General features: G+C 73.0%; 15 protein-coding genes. 11 read left to right on the top strand and 4 right to left on the bottom strand.

Features of this window, described 5'->3' with window-relative positions; genetic code table 11:
* Window positions 1–5: 5 nt before the first annotated feature.
* The 4 genes from pcaH (at window position 6) to pcaD (ending at window position 3,933) form a co-directional block, all read left to right on the top strand.
* Window positions 6–779, top strand: coding sequence for a protocatechuate 3,4-dioxygenase subunit beta (pcaH, locus tag ABZT03_RS26195; protein ID WP_356043311.1), 774 nt, complete (start codon window positions 6–8; stop codon window positions 777–779).
* Between the two features lie 6 nt (window positions 780–785).
* On the top strand, window positions 786–1,391 hold the full coding sequence (gene pcaG, locus ABZT03_RS26190) for a protocatechuate 3,4-dioxygenase subunit alpha (RefSeq protein WP_356043309.1): 606 nt from the start codon (window positions 786–788) through the stop codon (window positions 1,389–1,391).
* Window positions 1,392–1,468: 77 nt separating this feature from the next.
* Window positions 1,469–2,773, top strand: a complete 1,305-nt coding sequence (pcaB, locus tag ABZT03_RS26185; RefSeq protein ID WP_356043336.1) for a 3-carboxy-cis,cis-muconate cycloisomerase — start codon at window positions 1,469–1,471, stop codon at window positions 2,771–2,773.
* Window positions 2,770–3,933, top strand: coding sequence for a 3-oxoadipate enol-lactonase (gene pcaD / locus ABZT03_RS26180; RefSeq protein WP_356043306.1), 1,164 nt, complete (start codon window positions 2,770–2,772; stop codon window positions 3,931–3,933). Before pcaB ends, pcaD begins: the two co-directional genes overlap by 4 nt.
* A 34-nt stretch (window positions 3,934–3,967) precedes the next feature.
* Here pcaD and ABZT03_RS26175 read toward each other — a convergent pair whose 3' ends face one another.
* Window positions 3,968–6,652, bottom strand: a complete 2,685-nt coding sequence (locus tag ABZT03_RS26175) for an AAA family ATPase (RefSeq protein WP_356043303.1) — start codon at window positions 6,650–6,652, stop codon at window positions 3,968–3,970.
* 568 nt (window positions 6,653–7,220) lie between these two features.
* Between ABZT03_RS26175 and ABZT03_RS26170 the strand changes: the two genes are divergently transcribed.
* Complete coding sequence (locus tag ABZT03_RS26170; protein WP_356043301.1) at window positions 7,221–8,243, top strand: DUF2510 domain-containing protein; 1,023 nt, start codon at window positions 7,221–7,223, stop codon at window positions 8,241–8,243.
* A 145-nt stretch (window positions 8,244–8,388) separates the two neighbouring features.
* Here the strand turns inward: ABZT03_RS26170 and ABZT03_RS26165 are convergent, their stop codons facing one another.
* Window positions 8,389–9,027 carry a TetR/AcrR family transcriptional regulator gene (locus tag ABZT03_RS26165; protein WP_356043298.1) on the bottom strand — a complete coding sequence of 213 codons (639 nt, stop codon included), beginning with the start codon at window positions 9,025–9,027 and terminating at the stop codon, window positions 8,389–8,391.
* 246 nt (window positions 9,028–9,273) lie between these two features.
* Between ABZT03_RS26165 and ABZT03_RS26160 the strand changes: the two genes are divergently transcribed.
* Together ABZT03_RS26160 and ABZT03_RS26155 are read left to right on the top strand one after the other, a co-directional pair.
* On the top strand, window positions 9,274–10,071 hold the full coding sequence (locus ABZT03_RS26160; RefSeq protein WP_356043295.1) for a phosphatase PAP2 family protein: 798 nt from the start codon (window positions 9,274–9,276) through the stop codon (window positions 10,069–10,071).
* Window positions 10,068–11,057 (top strand): hypothetical protein, encoded by a 990-nt coding sequence (locus ABZT03_RS26155; protein ID WP_356043292.1) that lies wholly within the window; start codon window positions 10,068–10,070, stop codon window positions 11,055–11,057. The genes ABZT03_RS26160 and ABZT03_RS26155 overlap by 4 nt, the downstream gene beginning before the upstream one ends.
* A 6-nt stretch (window positions 11,058–11,063) precedes the next feature.
* On the opposite strand, the gene ABZT03_RS26150 is transcribed toward ABZT03_RS26155, so the two are convergent.
* Together ABZT03_RS26150 and ABZT03_RS26145 are read right to left on the bottom strand one after the other, a co-directional pair.
* Window positions 11,064–11,879 carry a phospholipid scramblase-related protein gene (locus ABZT03_RS26150; protein WP_356043290.1) on the bottom strand — a complete coding sequence of 272 codons (816 nt, stop codon included), beginning with the start codon at window positions 11,877–11,879 and terminating at the stop codon, window positions 11,064–11,066.
* Window positions 11,880–11,957: 78 nt separating this feature from the next.
* Window positions 11,958–14,009 carry a phosphocholine-specific phospholipase C gene (locus ABZT03_RS26145; RefSeq protein ID WP_356043287.1) on the bottom strand — a complete coding sequence of 684 codons (2,052 nt, stop codon included), beginning with the start codon at window positions 14,007–14,009 and terminating at the stop codon, window positions 11,958–11,960.
* Between the two features lie 631 nt (window positions 14,010–14,640).
* On the opposite strand from ABZT03_RS26145, the gene ABZT03_RS26140 reads away from it, so the two are divergent.
* From ABZT03_RS26140 to ABZT03_RS26125, 4 genes are all read left to right on the top strand, one after another.
* On the top strand, window positions 14,641–15,240 hold the full coding sequence (locus ABZT03_RS26140; RefSeq protein ID WP_356043284.1) for an acyltransferase: 600 nt from the start codon (window positions 14,641–14,643) through the stop codon (window positions 15,238–15,240).
* A gap of 254 nt (window positions 15,241–15,494) precedes the next feature.
* Entirely contained in the window at window positions 15,495–16,661 is a 1,167-nt protein-coding gene (locus tag ABZT03_RS26135) for a hypothetical protein (protein WP_356043281.1), read from the top strand.
* Complete coding sequence (locus tag ABZT03_RS26130) at window positions 16,658–17,428, top strand: WecB/TagA/CpsF family glycosyltransferase (RefSeq protein WP_356043279.1); 771 nt, start codon at window positions 16,658–16,660, stop codon at window positions 17,426–17,428. Before ABZT03_RS26135 ends, ABZT03_RS26130 begins: the two co-directional genes overlap by 4 nt.
* Window positions 17,428–18,687, top strand: a complete 1,260-nt coding sequence (locus ABZT03_RS26125) for a nucleotide sugar dehydrogenase (protein ID WP_356043276.1) — start codon at window positions 17,428–17,430, stop codon at window positions 18,685–18,687. Before ABZT03_RS26130 ends, ABZT03_RS26125 begins: the two co-directional genes overlap by 1 nt.
* Window positions 18,688–18,690: the final 3 nt, after the last annotated feature.

Below are 18,690 nucleotides of genomic sequence, written 5' to 3'. Positions count from 1 at the left end.
ACACCATGGAACTCACCCAGCGGGACATCGACCAGGAGATCGCGGCCGAGCACGCCGCGTACGAGAAGCGGGTCGCCGACGGCGCGCCCGTCGAGCACCACCCCCGCCGCGACTACGCGCCGTACCGCTCCTCGCTGCTGCGCCATCCCCGGCAGCCGCCGGTCGCCATCGACGTCAGCAGGGACCCGGAGCTGGTCGAGCTGGCCTCGCCCGCCTTCGGCGAGCGGGACATCACCGAGATCGACAACGACCTCACCCGGCACCACACCGGTCAGCCGATCGGCGAACGCATCACCGTCTCCGGCCGCGTCCTGGACCGCGGCGGGCGTCCGGTGCGCGGGCAGCTGGTCGAGATCTGGCAGGCCAACTCGGCCGGCCGCTACGCCCACCAGCGGGAACAGCACGACGCCCCGCTGGACCCCCACTTCACCGGAGTGGGCCGCACGCTCACCGACGGCGACGGCTTCTACCGCTTCACCACCGTGCAGCCCGGGCCCTACCCGTGGCGCAACCACGTCAACGCCTGGCGGCCCGCGCACATCCACTTCTCGCTGTTCGGCTCGGCGTTCACCCAGCGGCTCGTGACCCAGATGTACTTCCCGAACGACCCGCTCTTCCCCTACGACCCCATCCTGCAGTCCGTGACGGACGACGCGGCCCGCCGACGCCTGGTCGCCACCTACGACCACAGCCTGTCCGTGCCCGAGTTCTCGCTGGGCTACCACTGGGACATCGTGCTCGACGGCCCGTCCGCCACCTGGCTCGAAGAAGGACGCTGACCCGCCATGACGAAGATCGACACGAGCAGCCCGGAGAACGTGCTGCCCACCCCGTCGCACACGGTCGGCCCCTTCTACGGCTACGCGCTGCCCTTCCCGGGCGGCGGGGACATCGCGCCCGTCGGCCACCCGGACACCATCACCGTGCAGGGACACGTGTACGACGGCGCGGGCCGGCCGCTGCCGGACGCCTTCGTGGAGCTGTGGGGTCCGGACCCGGACGGCAACCTGCCGACGACCGACGGCTCCATACGGCGCGACCCGGCGACCGGCGGCTACCTCGGCCGCAACGGCGTGGAGTTCACCGGCTGGGGCCGGATCCAGACCGACGCCGACGGCCACTGGTACGCCCGGACCCTGCGGCCCGGCGCGCGCGGGCACAGTGCGCCCCACCTGAGCCTGTGCGTGTTCGCGCGCGGGCTGCTCACGCACCTCTTCACCCGGATCTACCTGCCGGGCGACGAGGCCGCCCTGGCCGCGGACCCGCTGCTGTCCCGGCTGGACGAGGCGCGACGCGGCACGCTGATCGCCGGGGACGGGGACCACGGCACGTACCGTTTCGACATCCGCCTTCAGGGCGAAGGTGAAACGGTCTTCCTGGAGTTCCAGTGACACCCTCTGCCGACCCCCACGCTCCCGCGAACCGGAACCCGACCCCGGACCCCGGCAACGGTCCGGAGGACACCGGCCTGCTCGCCCCCGGCTGGACCGGTTCCCCGGCGGCGGCCGCGACCGGCGACACCGCCTATCTGCGGGCCCTGCTCGACGCGGAGGTCGCGCTGACCCGGGCCCAGGCCGGCCTTGGCCTGGCTCCGGCCGGGGCGGCGAGGGCGGTGACCGAGGCGGCCGACCCGGACCGCTTCGACGCACCGTCCCTCGCCGAACGGGCCCGCGCCGGCGGCAACCCGGTGATCCCCCTGGTCGCCGACCTGACCCGGGCGGTGGGCGAGGAGTACGGCCCGTACGTCCACCGGGGCGCGACCAGCCAGGACATCATGGACACCGCGACGATGCTGGTCGCCCGGCGCGCCCTGGCCCCCGTCCTCGCCGACCTCGGCCGGACCGAACGGGCGCTGGCCGGGCTGGCCGCCGAACACCGGGACACGGTGCTGCCGGGGCGGACGCTCACCCAGCACGCCGTACCGACGACGTTCGGGCTCAAGGCGGCCGGCTGGCGGTCGCTGGCGCTGGACGCACGGGACCGGGTGGGCACCGTACGGCAGTCGCTGCCGGCCCAACTGGGCGGTGCGGCCGGGACGCTGGCGGCCTTCGGGGCGTACGGCGCCCCCGAGCCGGCCCTGCTGCCCCCCGCCTACGCCCGTGAACTCGGCCTGCGGGCAGCCGATCTGCCCTGGCACACCCTGCGCACCCCGATCGCCGACCTCGCGGGGTGCCTGGCGTTCACGGCGGGCGCCCTGGGCAAGATCGCGGCCGACGTGCTGACCCTGTCCCGCACCGAGATCGCCGAGGTCGCGGAGGGCAGCGGCGGCGGGTCGTCGGCCATGCCGCACAAGGCGAACCCGGTTCGGGCCACCCTCATCGCCGCCGCGGCCCGGCGCGCACCGCAGCTCGCGGCGACCCTCTACGCGGCGCTGGTCGCGGAGGACGAGCGGCCGGCCGGGGCCTGGCACGCCGAATGGGAACCGCTGCGGGACCTGCTGCGGCTGGCCGGCGGAGCGGCCCGGGACGCCGCCGAACTCACCGAGGGCCTGCGGATCCGTCCGGACGTCATGCGGGAACACCTCGCGCTCACCCACGGGTTGATCGTGTCCGAACGGCTGTCTGCGGAACTGGCCGGCCCGCTGGGCCGCGACCGCGCGAAGTCGCTGCTCACCGAACTCGCCCGGCGCGCCTACACCGAGGACCGCCCGCTCGCCGAACTACTGGCCGAGCGACCGGAGTTGCGGGATGTCGACCTCACCGCAACCACCGACCCGGCCCACTACACCGGCTGCGCCGGCATGCTCACCGACCGTGCTCTGGAGCGACGTTGACCGACACCCTCCTCAACCACCGCGTGGAAGGCCCTGCTTCCGCTCCCCCACTGCTCCTGGGCCCCTCACTGGGCACCTCGTACGCCCTGTGGGACGCGGTGGCGCCGGAACTGTCCGTGACCCACCGGGTGGTCCGCTGGGACCTGCCCGGGCACGGCGGTTCACCGGCCGGCGCGATCGGTCCCGGGGCCACCGTCGCGGATCTGGCCGCGCTGGTCCTCGCTCTCGCCGACGCGCTGGGCGTCGAGCGGTTCGCGTACGCCGGGGTCTCGCTCGGCGGGGCGGTCGGACTGGAGCTGGCCGTGCACCACCCCGAGCGGCTGTCCTCGCTGGCCGTGATCTGCTCGTCCGCCCACTTCAACGGCGCGAAGCCGTGGGAGGAACGGGCCGCGCAGGTACGGCGGGAGGGGCTGGCGCAGCTCGCCGGGAGCGCCGACGCCCGCTGGTTCACCCCCGGGTTCACCGTGCCCCGGCTGGTCCGGGACCAGCGCGACGCCGACCCCGACGCGTACGCCGCGTGCTGCGACGCGCTGGCCGCCTTCGACCTGCGCGACCGGCTCGCGGAGATCACCGCCCCCACGCTGCTGGTCGCCGGCCGCGAGGACCGGGCGACACCGCCGCCGCATCTGCGGGAGATCGCGGACGCGGTGCCGGACGCCACGCTCGTGGAGCTGCCGGGGGCCGCGCATCTGGCGCCGGCGCAGCGCCCCGAGGCCGTACTCACCGCGCTGCGCGCCCACTTCGGCACCGACGCCCCGCGAGGCATGACGGTACGGCGTGAGGTGCTGGGCGACGCGCACGTGGACCGGGCGCAGTCCCGGCAGACCCCGTTCACCGCCCGCTTCCAGGACTTCATCTCGCGCTACGCCTGGGGTGAGATCTGGACCGACCCCACCCTCAGCCGCCGCGAGCGCAGCATGATCACCCTCACGGCGCTGGTCGCGCACGGCCACTACGACGAACTGGCCATGCATGTGCGGGCGGCGCGGCGCAACGGGCTCACGCCCGACGAGATCGGTGCCGTACTGCTGCAGACGGCCGTGTACTGCGGGGTTCCGGCGGCCAACTCGGCGTTCGCGACGGCGCAGCGGGTGCTCGCCGAGGAGGAGAGGGCGGAAGAGGAGCGGGAGGCCGGGGAAGCGGACGGCACGGCGAGGTGAGCTCGCGGGTGACACCCGACGGGCGCCGGCCGGGTCACCGCAGTCCGCGGCCCTGCTCCAGCACCTTCCTCGCCTGGGCCACCAGGCCGTCCGCACCGCACGAACGGGCCAGCGCAAGGCCCCGGTTGAGCTCGGACGTCGAGCGGGCGGCGATGCCGTACTCGACGCGGGCCGCCGCGTGTTCGTACTGGCAGGGCGAGGCCTCCAGGTAGGCGACCGCCTGGGCGGCCAGCCGGACCGCGCGCTGACCGGTCTCCAGGGCGGCGGCGCAGCGCAGGGCCTCACCGATCGCCGTGTCGGTGCCGAAGCGCTCGGCGTCCCGGCGGGCGTCGGCGGCGAGCTGCGCGGCCCGCGGCGGGTCCTCCGTGGCGAGGGCGCGGGCGAGGTCCACGGCCCAGGGGACGAGGACCGGGTTGTGGTGGCCGCGCACGGCCGCCGCCTTTTCGGCGGCCTCCAGTTCGTTGACGCCGTCCTTGGTGCGCCCGACGGCCAGCAGGAGCCGGCCCCGCACGGACCGCGGGTCGGGCAGCACGATCGTCGACGGGTACGGCGGCGCGAAGCCGTACTGCTCGGCGATCGCCCACGCCTCGCCGACATGACCGCGGGCGAGCAGGGTGTCGACCAGGTTGCAGGTCGCCGACCAGTACAGCGGCAGGCCGCGGCCCACGCGTTCGGCGAGCCGCAGCGACTCGCGCAGCGAGGTCTCCGCCTCCCGCAGCCGGCCGCGCCTGCGGTGGCCGAGCCCGACGTAGGCGTGGGCCAGGGCGAGGTGGCCGCCGCTCCAGCCGGCCGTCTCGTAGGCGCGCAGGCCCTCCGTGTAGAGGGCTTCGGCGCGGTCGAGCCGGTCGGTGTAGGCGTACGCGTTGGCCAGCATCAGCAGGAGTTCGATGCCCCACTCGGTGTCGGTCCAGCCGAGTCCGGGGGCGAGGCGGCCGTTGACGAGGGCGCGGTCGGAGAGTTCGACGACCTCCTCGGCGTTCTCGCCGCGGGTCATGGCGTCGAAGCCGCGCAGGATCAGCAGGGCACGCTCGGAGTTGTCGCGGCCGGTGCAGGTGCGGGCGAGTTCGGCGAGGCGCTCGGAGCGGCCCGGCGAGGTGGTCTCCCCGGCGTGCAGGCCCTCCCACATGTACTGCACGGCCTGGAGCCGCATCCGGGCCGGGCCGGGTTCGTGCCGGGCGGCCTCCGCCTCGACCGTGCGGACGGCCTCCTCCAACTGGTCGTTGTGGAGCAGGGCCTGGGAGAGGCGGAAGACGGCGTCCACGCGCATGGCGCCGTCGAGGCCCGGCATGGCGAGGGCGGTCCGCAGATGACCGATGGTCCGGGCGGGCGCGGTCAGCAGGGTGGCGCAGCCGAGTTCGAAGAGGACGATCGCGTGGACCTCGGGGCGCGGCGGCTCCAGCAGGGCGCGTTCCAGGCAGCGGCGGGCGGCGTCGGGGGCACCGACGGCGAGGTGTTCGCGGGCTGCCTCGCGCAGTTGCTGGACGAGTTCCTCGTCGTCGTCCGGGTGCACCTGGAGGAGGTGGCGGGAGGCGGCCGCGGCGCCGAGCCCGGAGTCGGTGACGACCTGGGCGGCGATGCCGTGCATGGCGGTGCGCAGGGCGTCGGGGATGGAGTCGTAGACGGCGGTGGCGATCAGCGGGTGGACGAACTCCAGGTCGCCCTCCTCGGCGGGGCCGTGCGCCGGGTCGGGATGGGTCAGGATGCGGGCGGAGCGCAGGAGTTCGGCGCAGCGCACCGCCTCGTCGCGGCCCAGGGTGGCGAGGCGGGCCACCAGGCCGACGGAGATGCCGGTGCCGAGGATGGCGGCCGCCCAGGCGAACCGGGTGGCGTCTATGCCGAGTTCCTCCAGGCGGGCGACGAGGCCGCCGCCGCGGGCGGAGCGGTTCAGCTCGCGCAGTTCGGCCGCCGACGACTCGGCCGGTTCCAGTTCGCTGTCGCGGACCTTCGCGAGGAGTTCGACCGTCTCGTAAGGGTTGCCGCCGGTGACGGCCCAGACCTCGCGGCAGAACGGGGCGTCGGCGTGTCCGCCCAGGGTGGCGCGGGTGAGGCCGGCGGTCGCCTCCGGGGTCAGGGCGTTCAGGGTGGCGACGGGGCGGCCCGCGGCGGCGGCGACCGCTTCGAGCAGCCGGGCGCTCTCCCCGGACACCTCTCCGGGCCGGCGGGCCACCACGACGAGGACGGACAGGTCGTCCAGGCGTTCCGCGAAGGCGGCCAGCCAGCGCAGGGTCTCCTGGTCGGCCCAGTGCGCGTCGTCCACCAACAGGACCAGTGGCCAGTCGCGTTCGGCGAGCCGGCGGACCGCGGCGACCAGGCCGTCGCACACGCCCTGCGGGTCGGCCTGCCGCTCACCGGGGTCCGCGATGCCGAGGGCGGGGCCGGCGATGTCGTACCAGTCGCCGAGGTAGTCGCGGGCCTCCTCGGGCAGCAGCGACACGAGCGCCGGCTGCAGCAACTGCCGTACGACGTTGAAGGGGACGGACCTGAGGGTCTCGCCGCCGCGCGCCGACCACACGGTGCAGCCACGGAGTTCGGCGATGCGGCGGGTCTCGGCGAGCAGGGCGGTCTTGCCGAAGCCCGCCTCGGCCCTGATCACCAGGAGGCTGCCCGTGGAGGAACGGTCCGCGCACAGGGCGTCCACCGCGCGCTCCACGGCGGCGACCTCCTCGTCGCGCTCCCACAGGGACCCCGGGGCGGCCGCCATGGACCCTGCCTCGCTCATCCCGCCATCTCCCCAAGTCGGCCCGGACGACGTCCAGACCTTGAGCGTAGTCGCCCGACCGCGGAAGTGGAGACCGCTCCGGCCACCTGTTGCCGTCAGGGGTGACTTCGGGTACGGCGGGGGGACGCCGGGGCGCGGCGACCGGCGGCGTGTGGACTGACTGTCAGTCAAATGACTTGATTTGACGGCGACTTGATGTGCCTTTTGGACGGACATGAGGTGTTGGGGTTCGGGGTGCGGGATGGGTCCGGGAGCCGGCCGGGGCCGCCGGGCCGGACGAGGACGACACGGTCCGGGGTGATCGACTTCGGGCGGCGCGCGACACGGTGATCACCTGGGCGCCACCGGCCGGCAGGACCCCGCGGGGCGCCGGCCGCATCCGGCTGTGCCGCGGCGGCCGGCCCCCTGCCGCGAGGCGACGGCCCGCTCCGCCGGGCCCCGGGGCGAGCCGCCACCGGGCGCAGGGCCTCGGAACCCGAACCCGCCAGGGGTGGCCCGCCCGGAAGATTCCCCGGATACGGGCGGCCCCTCTCATCCCTCTTTCACCCGCGCCTCATACGGTGGGGGCATGACGCAGGCGACTCCCCCCGGGTGGTACCCCGATCCCGGGCAGACAAGTGACGGTCCCGCCACCGAGCGCTGGTGGGACGGCAAGGCATGGTCGGACCAGACCCGTCCCGCGGGATCGGCGGCCGCATGGGGTCCGCCGACGCTGCCGCCGGCCGCCGGGGGGCAGCCGGCGTACCCGGCGTACTCCACCGGGCCGTATCCCGCCGGGCCGGCCCCCGCCGGTTCGCGGCGCGGTCTGCGCACCGGCACAGCCGTGGCGGTGGCCGTGGCCGTCCTCGCGAGCATCGGGGTCGGCGTGTACGTGCTGTCCGAGGACGACGGCGGGGGCGGCGGCACCGCCTCGCAGCAGGGCCCGGACGGACAGGGCGGCCCCGGCGGCGGACAGGGCGGCCCCTTCGGCGGCTCCGGAGGTACGGGCGGGTCCGGTGGCTCCGGGGGTTCCGGCGGCGCGTCCCCGTCCCCCTCCCCCGACCAGTCCCAGGCGCCGAAGATCAAGAGCGGTTCGGTGACCGACCCGGTCGACGGGATCAGCATCCCGATACCCGACGGCTGGTACGGCCAGCAGATGTCGGTGGGCGCCCAGATCACGTCCGAGAGCACCTACAAGTGCCCCGGCGACACCTCCAAGTCCTGCACCAAGGGCGGCGCCTACTCGGCGCCCGCGGTGGCGCTCGGCAGCAAGGGCAGCACGGCCGAGGCGGTCGCGAAGGCGGACATCGCCGCGAACGCGAAGGAGTCCTACGGCGGCACCACGTACGGCTCGATCACCTCGCACGACGTCCTGGCGTCGAAGGCGGTGACGGTGGCCGGGCAGAAGGGCTACCTGGTGCGCTGGAAGGCCGCGACGAGCAAGGGCTCGGACGGTTACGTCCAGTCGCTCGCCTTCCCCGCCCCGGCGAACCCGCAGCAGATCGTCGTCGTCCGCTTCGGTGTCGACGTCGGCCAGAAGCAGTCCGTGATCGACGACGTCACCAAGGGCATCCAGGTGTCGACCGGCGGCGGCTCCGGCCAGAAGGTCTGACCGCCCGGCACACCGGTCGGCCGGGTGGGGCGCCTCTCCGCTCAAGAGGAACCCCACCCGGCCGGGGGGTGCGCGCCGCCCCCGTCCCCACGGTGCGGCGCGAGCAGGCCACCGTCCAGTCATCCCGTGGACGGCGGCCTGGGTCTCAGGGGGTGTCCGGGGCCGGTGCGCCGGACAGGCCGAGAGCCGGCAGTACGGCGGCCTCGACGAACCGCGCCACGTAGTCCGGGTCGGCGTACTTGCCCTCCAGGACGGGCCGCACGCGCAGGATGCCGAACATCTGCGCCGGGATGTACTCCAGCGCCGGGTTGTCGGCGGGCACCTCGCCCCGCTCGACCCCGCGGCGCAGGACCTCCTTGAGCGCGGCGATCTCCGGCCAGACGAGCGCCTCACGCAGCGCCTGCGCGAGTTCCCGGTCCTGGGTGACGGCGTGCCCGAGCGCCTCGATCAGCTTGCTGTCCTTGCCCGACCACTGCCCCACGGCCCGCGCGGCCTGGCGCAGGTCCTCGGCGAGCGAGCCGGTGTCGATGTCGGCGAGGGGCACCCGGCGGCTGGCGCGCAGGGCAGCCGCGACGAACTGCGGCTTGCTCTTCCACTGCCGGTAGAGCGTGGACTTGCTGCACCGGGTGCTGGAGGCGATGCCCTCCATCGTGAAGGAGTCGTAGCCGCATTCACGGATCTGTTCGAGCACGGCGTCGAAGAACTCCCGTTCACGCTCCGGCGTGATCTTGGAGCGGCGCGTGGCGGCGGCCATGTCCGGTCCGTCCGCGGCCTGCGACGTCATGGGCTCTGCTCCTCACATGTGTCCGGACTCGGGTCCCACGGCCCCGGGGGGCCGCCTCCCAGTGTGTCGCACTTCGGCGATGTGAACTACGTCTATCGATACGCCAGTGTACCGGTACCCGATCGTATCGGTACACTGGCGTATCGGTACGCTGACGTACCGATGAGTTCGGGTGGCCCGCCGGGTCACCAGCACAGCCAGCGGCACCACACGCACCAGCGTCAGTGAAAGTGAAGGGGTCGGGAGATGCATGCCCGCACCGAGCCTGCAGAAGCGGAAACGGGCGCGATAGCGCGACCGCCGCTCGTCCGTGAGCTCCTGCTCGTCGCAGGACTCTTCCTCGTCTACAAGTTCGGCCGGCAGCTGGCGGCGGGGCACACCGCCGAGGCGTTCCGCAACGCGCACCGCGTGTGGGACCTCGAACGCGCCGTCCGTCTGCCCGGCGAGGGCTCGGTGCAGTCCCTGCTGCTGCACGGCGACACGTTCGCGCACGTGGCGAACACCTACTACGCGACCGTCCACTTCCCGGCCACCGTCGCGTTCCTGGTCTGGCTCTACCTGCGGCGCCCGGCGCACTACGTCTGGGCCCGCCGGATCCTCGCGGCCCTCACCTCCGCCGCCCTGGTGCTGCACCTCCTCTTCCCGCTCGCCCCGCCGCGGATGCTCGCGGTGACCGGCCTGGTGGACACCGCGCGGGTGTACGGCCCCTCGGTCTACGGGCCGCCGCGCACCGACCACCTCTCCAACCAGTTCGCCGCGATGCCCTCGCTGCACTTCGGCTGGGCCCTGATGGTGGCGATCGGCCTGATCGTGGCGACCCGCTCACGCCGGCGCTGGCTGTGGCTGCTGCATCCGCTGCTGACCCTGCTGGTGATCGTCGGCACGGCGAACCACTACTGGCTGGACGCGCTCGCGGCGACGGCCCTGCTGGGAATCGCCCTCGCGGTGATCCACCCGCCGCACCGGACGGCCACCACGGCCGGGCGCGCCCAGGACACCCTCGTACCGGCCGACAAGCCCGTCCTCGTGGGAGCGGCCCGATGAACGCCACCCTGACCGCCGTCGTCCTGTCCCTGTTCTCCGCCGTCGCCTACGCGGCCGCGGCCGTCGCCCAGGAGCGGCTGGCCTCGCGCAGCCCCGGCGAGGGCACCCTGCGGCTGCTGACCGCCGGCGCCTGGTGGTGGTCGGTCGCGCTGAACGCGTCCGCCGCGCTGCTGCACGTGGTGGCCCTCAGGTACGGGACGCTCACCGTGGTGCAGCCGCTGGGCGCGCTCACCCTGGTCGCGGCGGTGCCGCTGGGCGCGCGGATCGCGGGCCGCAAGGTCGCCGCGAACGAGTGGCGGGGCACGGCCTACACCCTCGCCGGACTTGCAGCGATCCTGGTCACCGCGTCCGGGGCGGCGCCCGACACCGTGCTGAGCGTTCCCGAGGCGCTGGCGGTCGCGGGAGCCACGGCCGCGCTGATCGGCACGCTGGCCCGGCCGGGCGCCCGGCCCGGACTGCGGCACGCGAGCGCGTCGGGCCTCGCCTCCGGGGTCGCCTCGGCGCTCACCCAGACCGTGACCGTCGCCGCGACCGACCGGACGGGTCCGCTGCTCAGCGTGCAGGTGGTGGGGGTGGCACTCCTCGTGGCGGCCTTCGCGGCCGGCGGACTGCTGCTGTCCCAGACGGCCTACCGCGGCGGTCTCGGTGCCCCGCTCGCGATGGTGACCCTGGCGAACCCGCTGGCCGCCGCGGTGATCGGGCTCTCCCTGCTGGGCGAACGGCTCCAGGGCGGTGCGGCGGGCGTGCTGCTGGCCCTGGCGGGAGCCGGGCTGGCGTCCTGGGGCGTGGTGCTGCTGTCGCGGACGGCTCCGGCCGAGACGGCCGCGCACGACGAGAGCGACGACGCCCTCGAGCACGCCGGGTACGCCGACGGCCACGAGGAGCACCCCGTGGCCGCGGTACTGGCGCTGGAGCCGGGCTCGGCCTCGGCCGAACCGGCGCTGCTGCCCCGGCAGTCGGAGCCGGGGCACCTCACCTCACTGTGACCGGGCTCAGCCGAGCCCTCGCGAGTCCTGCTTGAGAGCCGTGTCGACGGTCAGCGCCGTCGCCACGACCAGGCTCAGCAGCGGCTCGGGCAACTGGTAGTGGATCTGCAGGACATAGTTGTCCGCGGTGGTGAACATCGTCTTGGCGAGGCCCTCCCAGGTCTTGGTGATCCGGGCGACCTCGTTGTCCGCGTGGTCGACGATCGCGAAGTTCCAGGCCCGCCAGTTCTCCGCCTTGATGGCGCCGATCTGCTGACCGCCCGCGTTGATCGCGAAGTTGATCTTGCCGAAGACGTTCTTCTGGACGATCTCGCCGACCGGCTGCCCGTCCGGACGCGTCACGATCACCCGCGACTTGAATATCTTCCCCGGCCGGGTCAGCAGCAACTGCGGCTGTCCGTGGGCGTCGCGGATCTCCAGCTTGTGCGTCAGGAACTGGTCGATGCTGGAGAGGAAGCGCACGATCTTCTTCAGCAGGCTCTGCCCGACCTGGACGACCGAGCCGATCTGGTTGCCCGCCTGATCCATGACCTTGTACTCGTTGGTCAGCTCGATCAGCTTGGCCTTCTGGTTCACCACCAGCACCGGCTCGGTGAACAGGGTGCCGCCGCCGGGGCCGCTCGGCGCGACCCCGGCCTGCTGCTGCACCTGACGCCGCACGCGCGCGTCCGGGCCGGCCGACTGCTGCGGCATCTGCCCGACGGCCTGCTGGGCCTGGTTGGTGTTGTCGGTCCACTGCACGCCGTCCCAGTAACGGAGCGTCTGGGGCGCCCCGTGCGGGTCGGGGTACCAGCCTGCAGGTGTGTTCGATTGGGTGGTCACCGGGGCACACTACCCCGAGCCCACCGGTACCTGACCAGCCCCTGCGATACCCCGTTCATCAGGCTTTCACCCCACCTTTCAGCGGGCGGTGAGGGCCGGATCGCTCACCCCCGCACGGCCGTTCTCGACATGTCCGGCGAAACGCCGCAGGAACGCGGGGTCGGTGTCGCAGGTGACGGTCAGGTCGTACCAGCGCCGGCCGGCCGACAGGTCGACGGTGTGCCGGACGGTCCCACCGGCCCGCACGGTGAACGTCCTCGCGGAGCCGCCGTAGCCCTCGGCCACCCGCAGACGGGCCGTGCTCCTCCCCTTGTTGGTGAGGGTCAGCTCGATGTCGTCGCCCGCCCGGCGTGCGCTCACCTCGGGCCCGGCGGTCCTGTTCGGGCCCTTGAAGACCCGCAGGAAGCCGTTCGGACCGTGCACCGTCAGGTCGTACGAGCCACCGGAGTACGCCGAGTTCCAGGTGTCGGAGACGATCTGGCCGGCCCCCGTGGTGTAACTCCAGGGCCCGTCGGCGCGGTTGCCGGAGGTGACCAGGAACGCGGCGCCGGCCTTGGCGCCGGACGCGAAGGTGAGGGTGAACTTCCCGGCCGACGTGTCCGCCGAACCGTCCACGTTCGGGCTGTACTTGAGCGGGCGGGCCGGGCGCAGACCGCGTTCCTGCCGGGGCATGACGGGAGTGGCCGGCGGGGTGGGGACGTAGTCGGGGTGCCGGTCACCGTCCGGCGGCTCGTAGCCGTCGGTGTCGGGCAGCGCGACCGGCCCGGTGTCCCGGCGGGAGAAGTCGAAGGCCGCGGTGAGGTCGCCGCAGATCGCCCGCCGCCAGGGCGAGATGTTCGGCTCGTGCACGCCGAAGCGGCGCTCGACGAACCGGATGATCGAGGTGTGGTCGAGCGTCTCGGAGCAGACGTAACCGCCCTTGCTCCAGGGCGAGACGACGAGCATCGGCACCCGCTGGCCGAGGCCGTAGGGGCCGGCCGGGTGGCCGCCGCCGCCGGGGAACAGGTCCGGTCCGACGTCGACCGTCGACTTGCCCTGCGCGGCGGAGCCCGGCGGGAACGGCGGGACCAGGTGGTCGAAGAAGCCGTCGTTCTCGTCGTAGGTGATGAACAGAGCCGTCTTCGCCCACACCTCGGGGTCGGCGGTGAGCGTGTCGAGGACCTGCGAGATGTACCAGGCGCCGTAGTTCGCGGGCCAGTTGGGGTGCTCGGTGAACGCCTCGGGGGCGACGATCCAGGAGACCTGCGGCAGTGTGCCGCCCTTCACGTCGGCCCTCAGCCGGTCGAAGAAGCCCTCGCCCTTGCGGGCGTCGGTGCCGGTGCGGGCCTTGTCGTAGAGCGGGTCGCCGGGCTCGGCGCTGCGGTACTGGTCGAAGTACAGCAGCGAGTTGTCGCCGTAGTTGCCGCGGTAGGCGTCCGGAATCCAGCCCCAGGAGCCGTTCGCGTCGAGGCCGTCGCCGACGTCCTGGTAGATCTTCCAGGACACCCCGGCCTGCTCCAGCCGCTCCGGATAGGTCGTCCAGCCGTAGCCGGCCTCGTCGTTGCCGAGGACCGGGCCTCCGCCCTTGCCGTCGTTGCCGGTGTAGCCCGTCCACATGTAGTAGCGGTTGGGGTCGGTGGAGCCGATGAAGGAGCAGTGGTAGGCGTCGCAGATGGTGAAGGAGTCGGCGAGCGCGTAGTGGAACGGGATGTCGTCACGTGTCAGGTACGCCATCGTCGTGGAACCCTTCGAGGGCACCCACTTGTCGTACTTGCCCCCGTTGAAGGCGGCGTGGCCGTCGTTCCAGCTGTGCGGGAGGTCCTGGAGGAAGGCGAGCCCCAGGTCGTCGGCGTCGGGGTGGAAGGGCAGGACGTCCTTCGTGCCGTCGGACTGGTGCCAGACCGACTGGCCGTTCGCCTGGGTGACCGGGCGCGGGTCGCCGAACCCGCGGACGCCTCTCAGCGAGCCGAAGTAGTGGTCGAAGGAGCGGTTCTCCTGCATCAGGACGACGATGTGCTCGACGTCCTGGATCGTTCCCGAACGGTGGTTGGCCGGGAGCGCGGCGGCCCGCTGGATGCTGGCGGACAGCGCGGTGAACGCCGTGGTGGCGCCCGCGACTTGGAGGAATCGGCGCCGGTTGACGTCGGGCATGAGTGAGGTACCTCTCGCCTTGGGGGTGTGCTGACCCGGCTCCGGAGGGCCCGATCATGACGGGGTGCGCGCGCAAGGAGTGTTCCAGGACCACCGAACGGCAGGGAAGGGTGCGGTGGCGCACGCGTGAAGGTCGGCCGTACGTGCGGGGGCGGCCCGGCGCGACCGGGCGGGGGTACGGCGGGGTACCGGGGCGGCCGTCGCGGAGGTGGACGACGCGTGCCCGCACCCCCGACCCCGCACCCGCGTCCCGCCGTTCGGCACCCCCGACCCCGCACCCGCGTCCCACCGTTCGGCGCACCCGTCCCGATCCGCCTCCCGGACAGGCATCTTCGCGCCACGGATGGACGGGGCCTCCCGCCGCGCGGCGGACGCGACATCCCACCACGGGCGGGCCGGACCGGCGCGGAACCGGCAGGTCCGCCCGCGGTGCTTGACGCACGATTTGTCCTGCGAAGCCCTGGCTCTACGGGCCGCGGGGTGGGACCGTTGTCGCCACGATGATCGAACACGGGTCCGCCGAACAGACCTTCCGGCGGCCCGGCACGGCCCCGGACACGTCCGGCCGGGCACCGGCACCGCCCGCGGCGGCGTCTCCGGTTTTGTTCGACGAGGAGAAAGGTTCATCCCGTTGAGCTCCAGTATCCAGCCGACCGCCCAGGTCGACCAGACGGCGACCATCGGCGACGGGACGACGGTCTGGGACCTCGCCCAGATCCGGGAGGACGCCCGGCTGGGCAGCGGGTGCATCGTGGGCCGGGGGGCCTACGTCGGCCCGGGCGTGCGGATCGGCGACCACGTGAAGCTCCAGAACTACGCGCTGGTCTACGAACCCGCGGTGCTCGGCGACGGCGTGTTCGTCGGCCCGGCGGCGGTCCTCACCAACGACTACTTCCCCCGCTCGGTGGACCCGGAGGGCCGGCTGAAGCGGGGCGGCGACTGGAAGGCCGTGGCGGTGGAGGTCGCCGAAGGGGCGTCGCTGGGGGCCCGTTCGGTGTGTGTGGCGCCGGTCCGTGTCGGGCGCTGGGCGCTGGTCGCGGCGGGCGCCGTGGTGACCCGGGACGTACCGGACTTCGCGCTGGTGGCCGGAGTGCCCGCGCGCCGGATCGGCTGGGTGGGCCGGGCGGGGGTCCGGCTGGTCGAGCGGGAGGGCGAGCCGGGCGGCTGGGAGTGCCCGGAGACCGGCGCGCTGTTCGAGGAGAAGGACGGCGAACTCGTCGAGCGGGCCTGACTGCTGAATCCCAAAAACGCCAAACATCGAACATCTTCAGGCATAACATGTGCGCTAACGGTGCAGACCGTGCACAGTGAGCACACAATCCACTAGTACCCAGGGGGGGCCGGGTGGGGACAACTGTGCGCGAAGCGAGGAGTGACGACCGCTTAGGCGCCTGACGTCTGCTTTCCGCCATGTCGCAGTCCGCGACGTGGCGATCAGAAGTCTGTGCAAAAAAGGACCCACAGGGGGGTTGGTGTGCCCAAACCATGACCATTTCACGTCTGGCGGCGCTCGGTCGTGACGAGCCGCCGCTGCTCGAACTCGCCCGACGACTCCTCGCGGTGGCGGAGTCCGGGCTCGCGTCGATGCTGCTTCCCGGCGGTGAGACCTTCGCCTTCACCATGGCCGGACGGAGGGCGGCCGACGGTTCCTGGACCCTGGAACGCCGCGGGACCAGCATCCGGTACGCCGCCATCACCGTGCTGGGGGCCAGGTTCCTCCCGGAGGACCGCCAGCGCGCGGTACTCGGCGGGCGTACCGCCGAGGAGTTCGCGGGTCTGCTGGTCGAGTCGATGCCCGCGGTGACCAACCTCGGTGACGCGGCGCTCATCTCCTGGGCCGCGGCCGAGACCGCGCACCCCAAACTGTCCGACGCCCTCGCGCAGGTCGACCTCCTCGACGAGGAGGGCCGGCCGCAGTACACCGTCGAGGCGGCCTGGGTGCTCTCCGCGCTCGCGGCGGCCCGCGGCACGGTCGATGTGGAGAGACGTTTCACCGCAGCTCGCGACCGCCTGCTGCGGGCCCGCGTCGGAGACAGTCCCCTGTTCCCGCACGCCACCGGACCCGGCCTCGTGCCGCGGTACCGGGCACATGTGAGTTGCTTCGCCGACCAGACATACCCGATCCAGGCCCTGGCCCTCGCGCACGCCGGCGGCGACGGCGACCCCGAGGCGCTGGCCGCGTCCGAGGCGTGCGCCGCGCGCATCTGCGAACTCCAGGGCGACGGCGGGCAGTGGTGGTGGCACTACGACGCGCGCACCGGCGGTGTCGTGGAGGGCTACCCGGTCTACAGCGTGCACCAGCACGCGATGGCGCCGACCGCCCTGTTCGACCTCGCCGACGCCGGCGGCACCGACTACGGCGCGGCGATCCGCAAGGGCCTGCGCTGGATGACCGAGGTGCCCGAACTGGCCGCACGCCCCGGGACCCGGGAGCCGTTGATCCTGGACGAGCTCGGCGCCACCTGGCGCAAGGTCTACCGGGGCGACCCGAAGAAGGCCGTACGCGCCGCCCGGGGACTGGGCACGCGCCTGACCCCGAACCTCCGGCTGAAGTCCCTCGACCGGGTGTACCGCCCCGACTCCGTGGACCGCGAATGCCGGCCCTACGAGTTCGGCTGGATGCTCCACGCCTGGCAGGGGGGCCGGATATGACGAAACGTCAGGTGTTGTTCGGGGTCGAGCTGGACCCACTGACCATGGACGAGACCGTGCGGCACTGCCTGGACGCGGTGCGGGACGGCCGTCAGCTGGAGATCGGCGTGGTCAACGCCGCGAAGCTGGTGAACATGCGGCGCGACGAGCGGCTCGCCCGGGCCGTGGCCGGCTGCGACCTGGTGCTGGCCGACGGGCAGGCCGTGGTCTGGGCGGGCCGGGTGCTGCGCGCCCCGCTGCCGGAACGCGTGGCGGGCATCGACCTGTTCCTGCGGCTGCTGGCCGAGGCGGAGTCGGCGGGCATGTCGGTGTACTTCCTGGGGGCCCGGCAGGAGGTGCTGGAGCGGATGCTGGACCGCGTGGCCGAGCGTTTCCCCGGCCTGAAGGTGGCGGGCAGCCGCAACGGCTACTTCGACGACTCCCAGCAGGAGTCCGTGGCGGGCGCGATCGCCGACAGCGGCGCCCGGATGCTCTTCCTCGGCATGACCTCGCCGAAGAAGGAGATCTTCACCGCCGCCTACGGCGAACGCACCGGCGCCCGCGTGGTGCACGGGGTCGGCGGTTCCTTCGACATCCTGGCCGGGGTCACCAAGCGGGCCCCCGAGTCGTGGCAGCGGTGGGGGGTCGAGTGGCTCTACCGCGCGCTCCAGGAGCCGCGCCGGCTGGGCCGGCGCTATCTCACCACCAATGCCGCCTTCGTCCTCATGACGGTGCGCGAGCTCATCCGGCTCACCCCGTCGTCCGCTTCCGCGAACAGGAGTCACTGATGCGCGTCGTCGTGGTCGGACAGGGATACGTCGGCCTGCCACTGGCCGTCCGCGCCGCCGAGGTCGGACACGAGGTGATCGGCTACGACGTCGACTCCCGCCGGGTCAAGAGCCTCGCCGCCGGTGAGTCCTTCGTCGAGGACGTGTCCTCCGAGCGGATCCGCGCGGCGCTGGACCGCGGCGCCTACCGTCCTAGCGAGTCGGCACGCGACTGCGGCGGTTTCGACGTCGCCGTCGTGACCGTGCCCACCCCGCTGCACGAGGGCACCCCCGATCTCCGGTACATCAGGGAGTCGGCCGTCACCCTGGCCCGCTACCTGCGTCCCGGGGCCACCGTCGTCCTGGAGTCGACCACGTATCCCGGTACCACCCAGGAGCTGTTCGCGCCGATCCTGGAGGACGGTTCGGGGCTGAGCGCGGGCACCGACTTCCACCTCGGCTACAGCCCGGAGCGGATCGACCCCGGGAACGCCGTGTGGGGTTTCCAGGAGACCCCGAAAGTCGTCTCCGGCGTCAACGAGGCGTCGCTGAAGGCGGTCCAGGACTTCTACGCCCAACTCGTCGACACCACCGTGCCGGTGCGGTCGCCGAAGGAGGCGGAACTCGCCAAGCTCCTGGAGAACACCTTCCGGCACGTGAACATCGCGCTGGTCAACGAGATCGCGATGTTCGCGCACCACCTGGACATCGACGTCTGGCAGGCCATCGACGCCGCCTCCACCAAGCCCTTCGGATTCATGAAGTTCACGCCCGGGCCGGGTGTCGGCGGCCACTGCCTGCCGATCGACCCCTCCTACCTGTCCTGGCGGGTGCAGCGCGAACTCGGCCAGAGCTTCCGCTTCGTGGAGCTGGCCAACGACATCAACAACCACATGCCCGAGTACGTGGCGCGCCGGATCGGCGACCTGTTCAACCAGCGGCGCCGCTCGGTCAACGGCTCGCGCATCCTGCTGCTCGGACTGGCGTACAAGAAGAACACCGGCGACGCCCGCGAGTCGCCCGCGCTGCGCATCTCCCAGCTGCTCCTGGACATGGGCGCGCAGGTCAGGGCGGCGGACCCGCACGTCGTCGAGAGCCTGCCGGTGGACACCCGGCTGGTGCGGGTCGAACCGGTGCAGGAGGAGCTGGCCGCCGCCGACGTGGTGGTCCTGCTCACCGACCACGACAGCTTCGACTACGAACTCATCGCCGAACACGCCCCGTTCGTGCTCGACTGCCGGCGCCGGCTGTCGTCCGGACCCACGATCGAGGTGCTCTGACCC

This window comes from Streptomyces sp. NPDC005574 (assembly GCF_040605435.1).
Taxonomy (GTDB): Bacteria; Actinomycetota; Actinomycetes; order Streptomycetales; family Streptomycetaceae; genus Streptomyces.
Note: the sequence above shows the minus strand (reverse complement) of the source record. Positions and strands in the feature narration are given on the sequence as shown.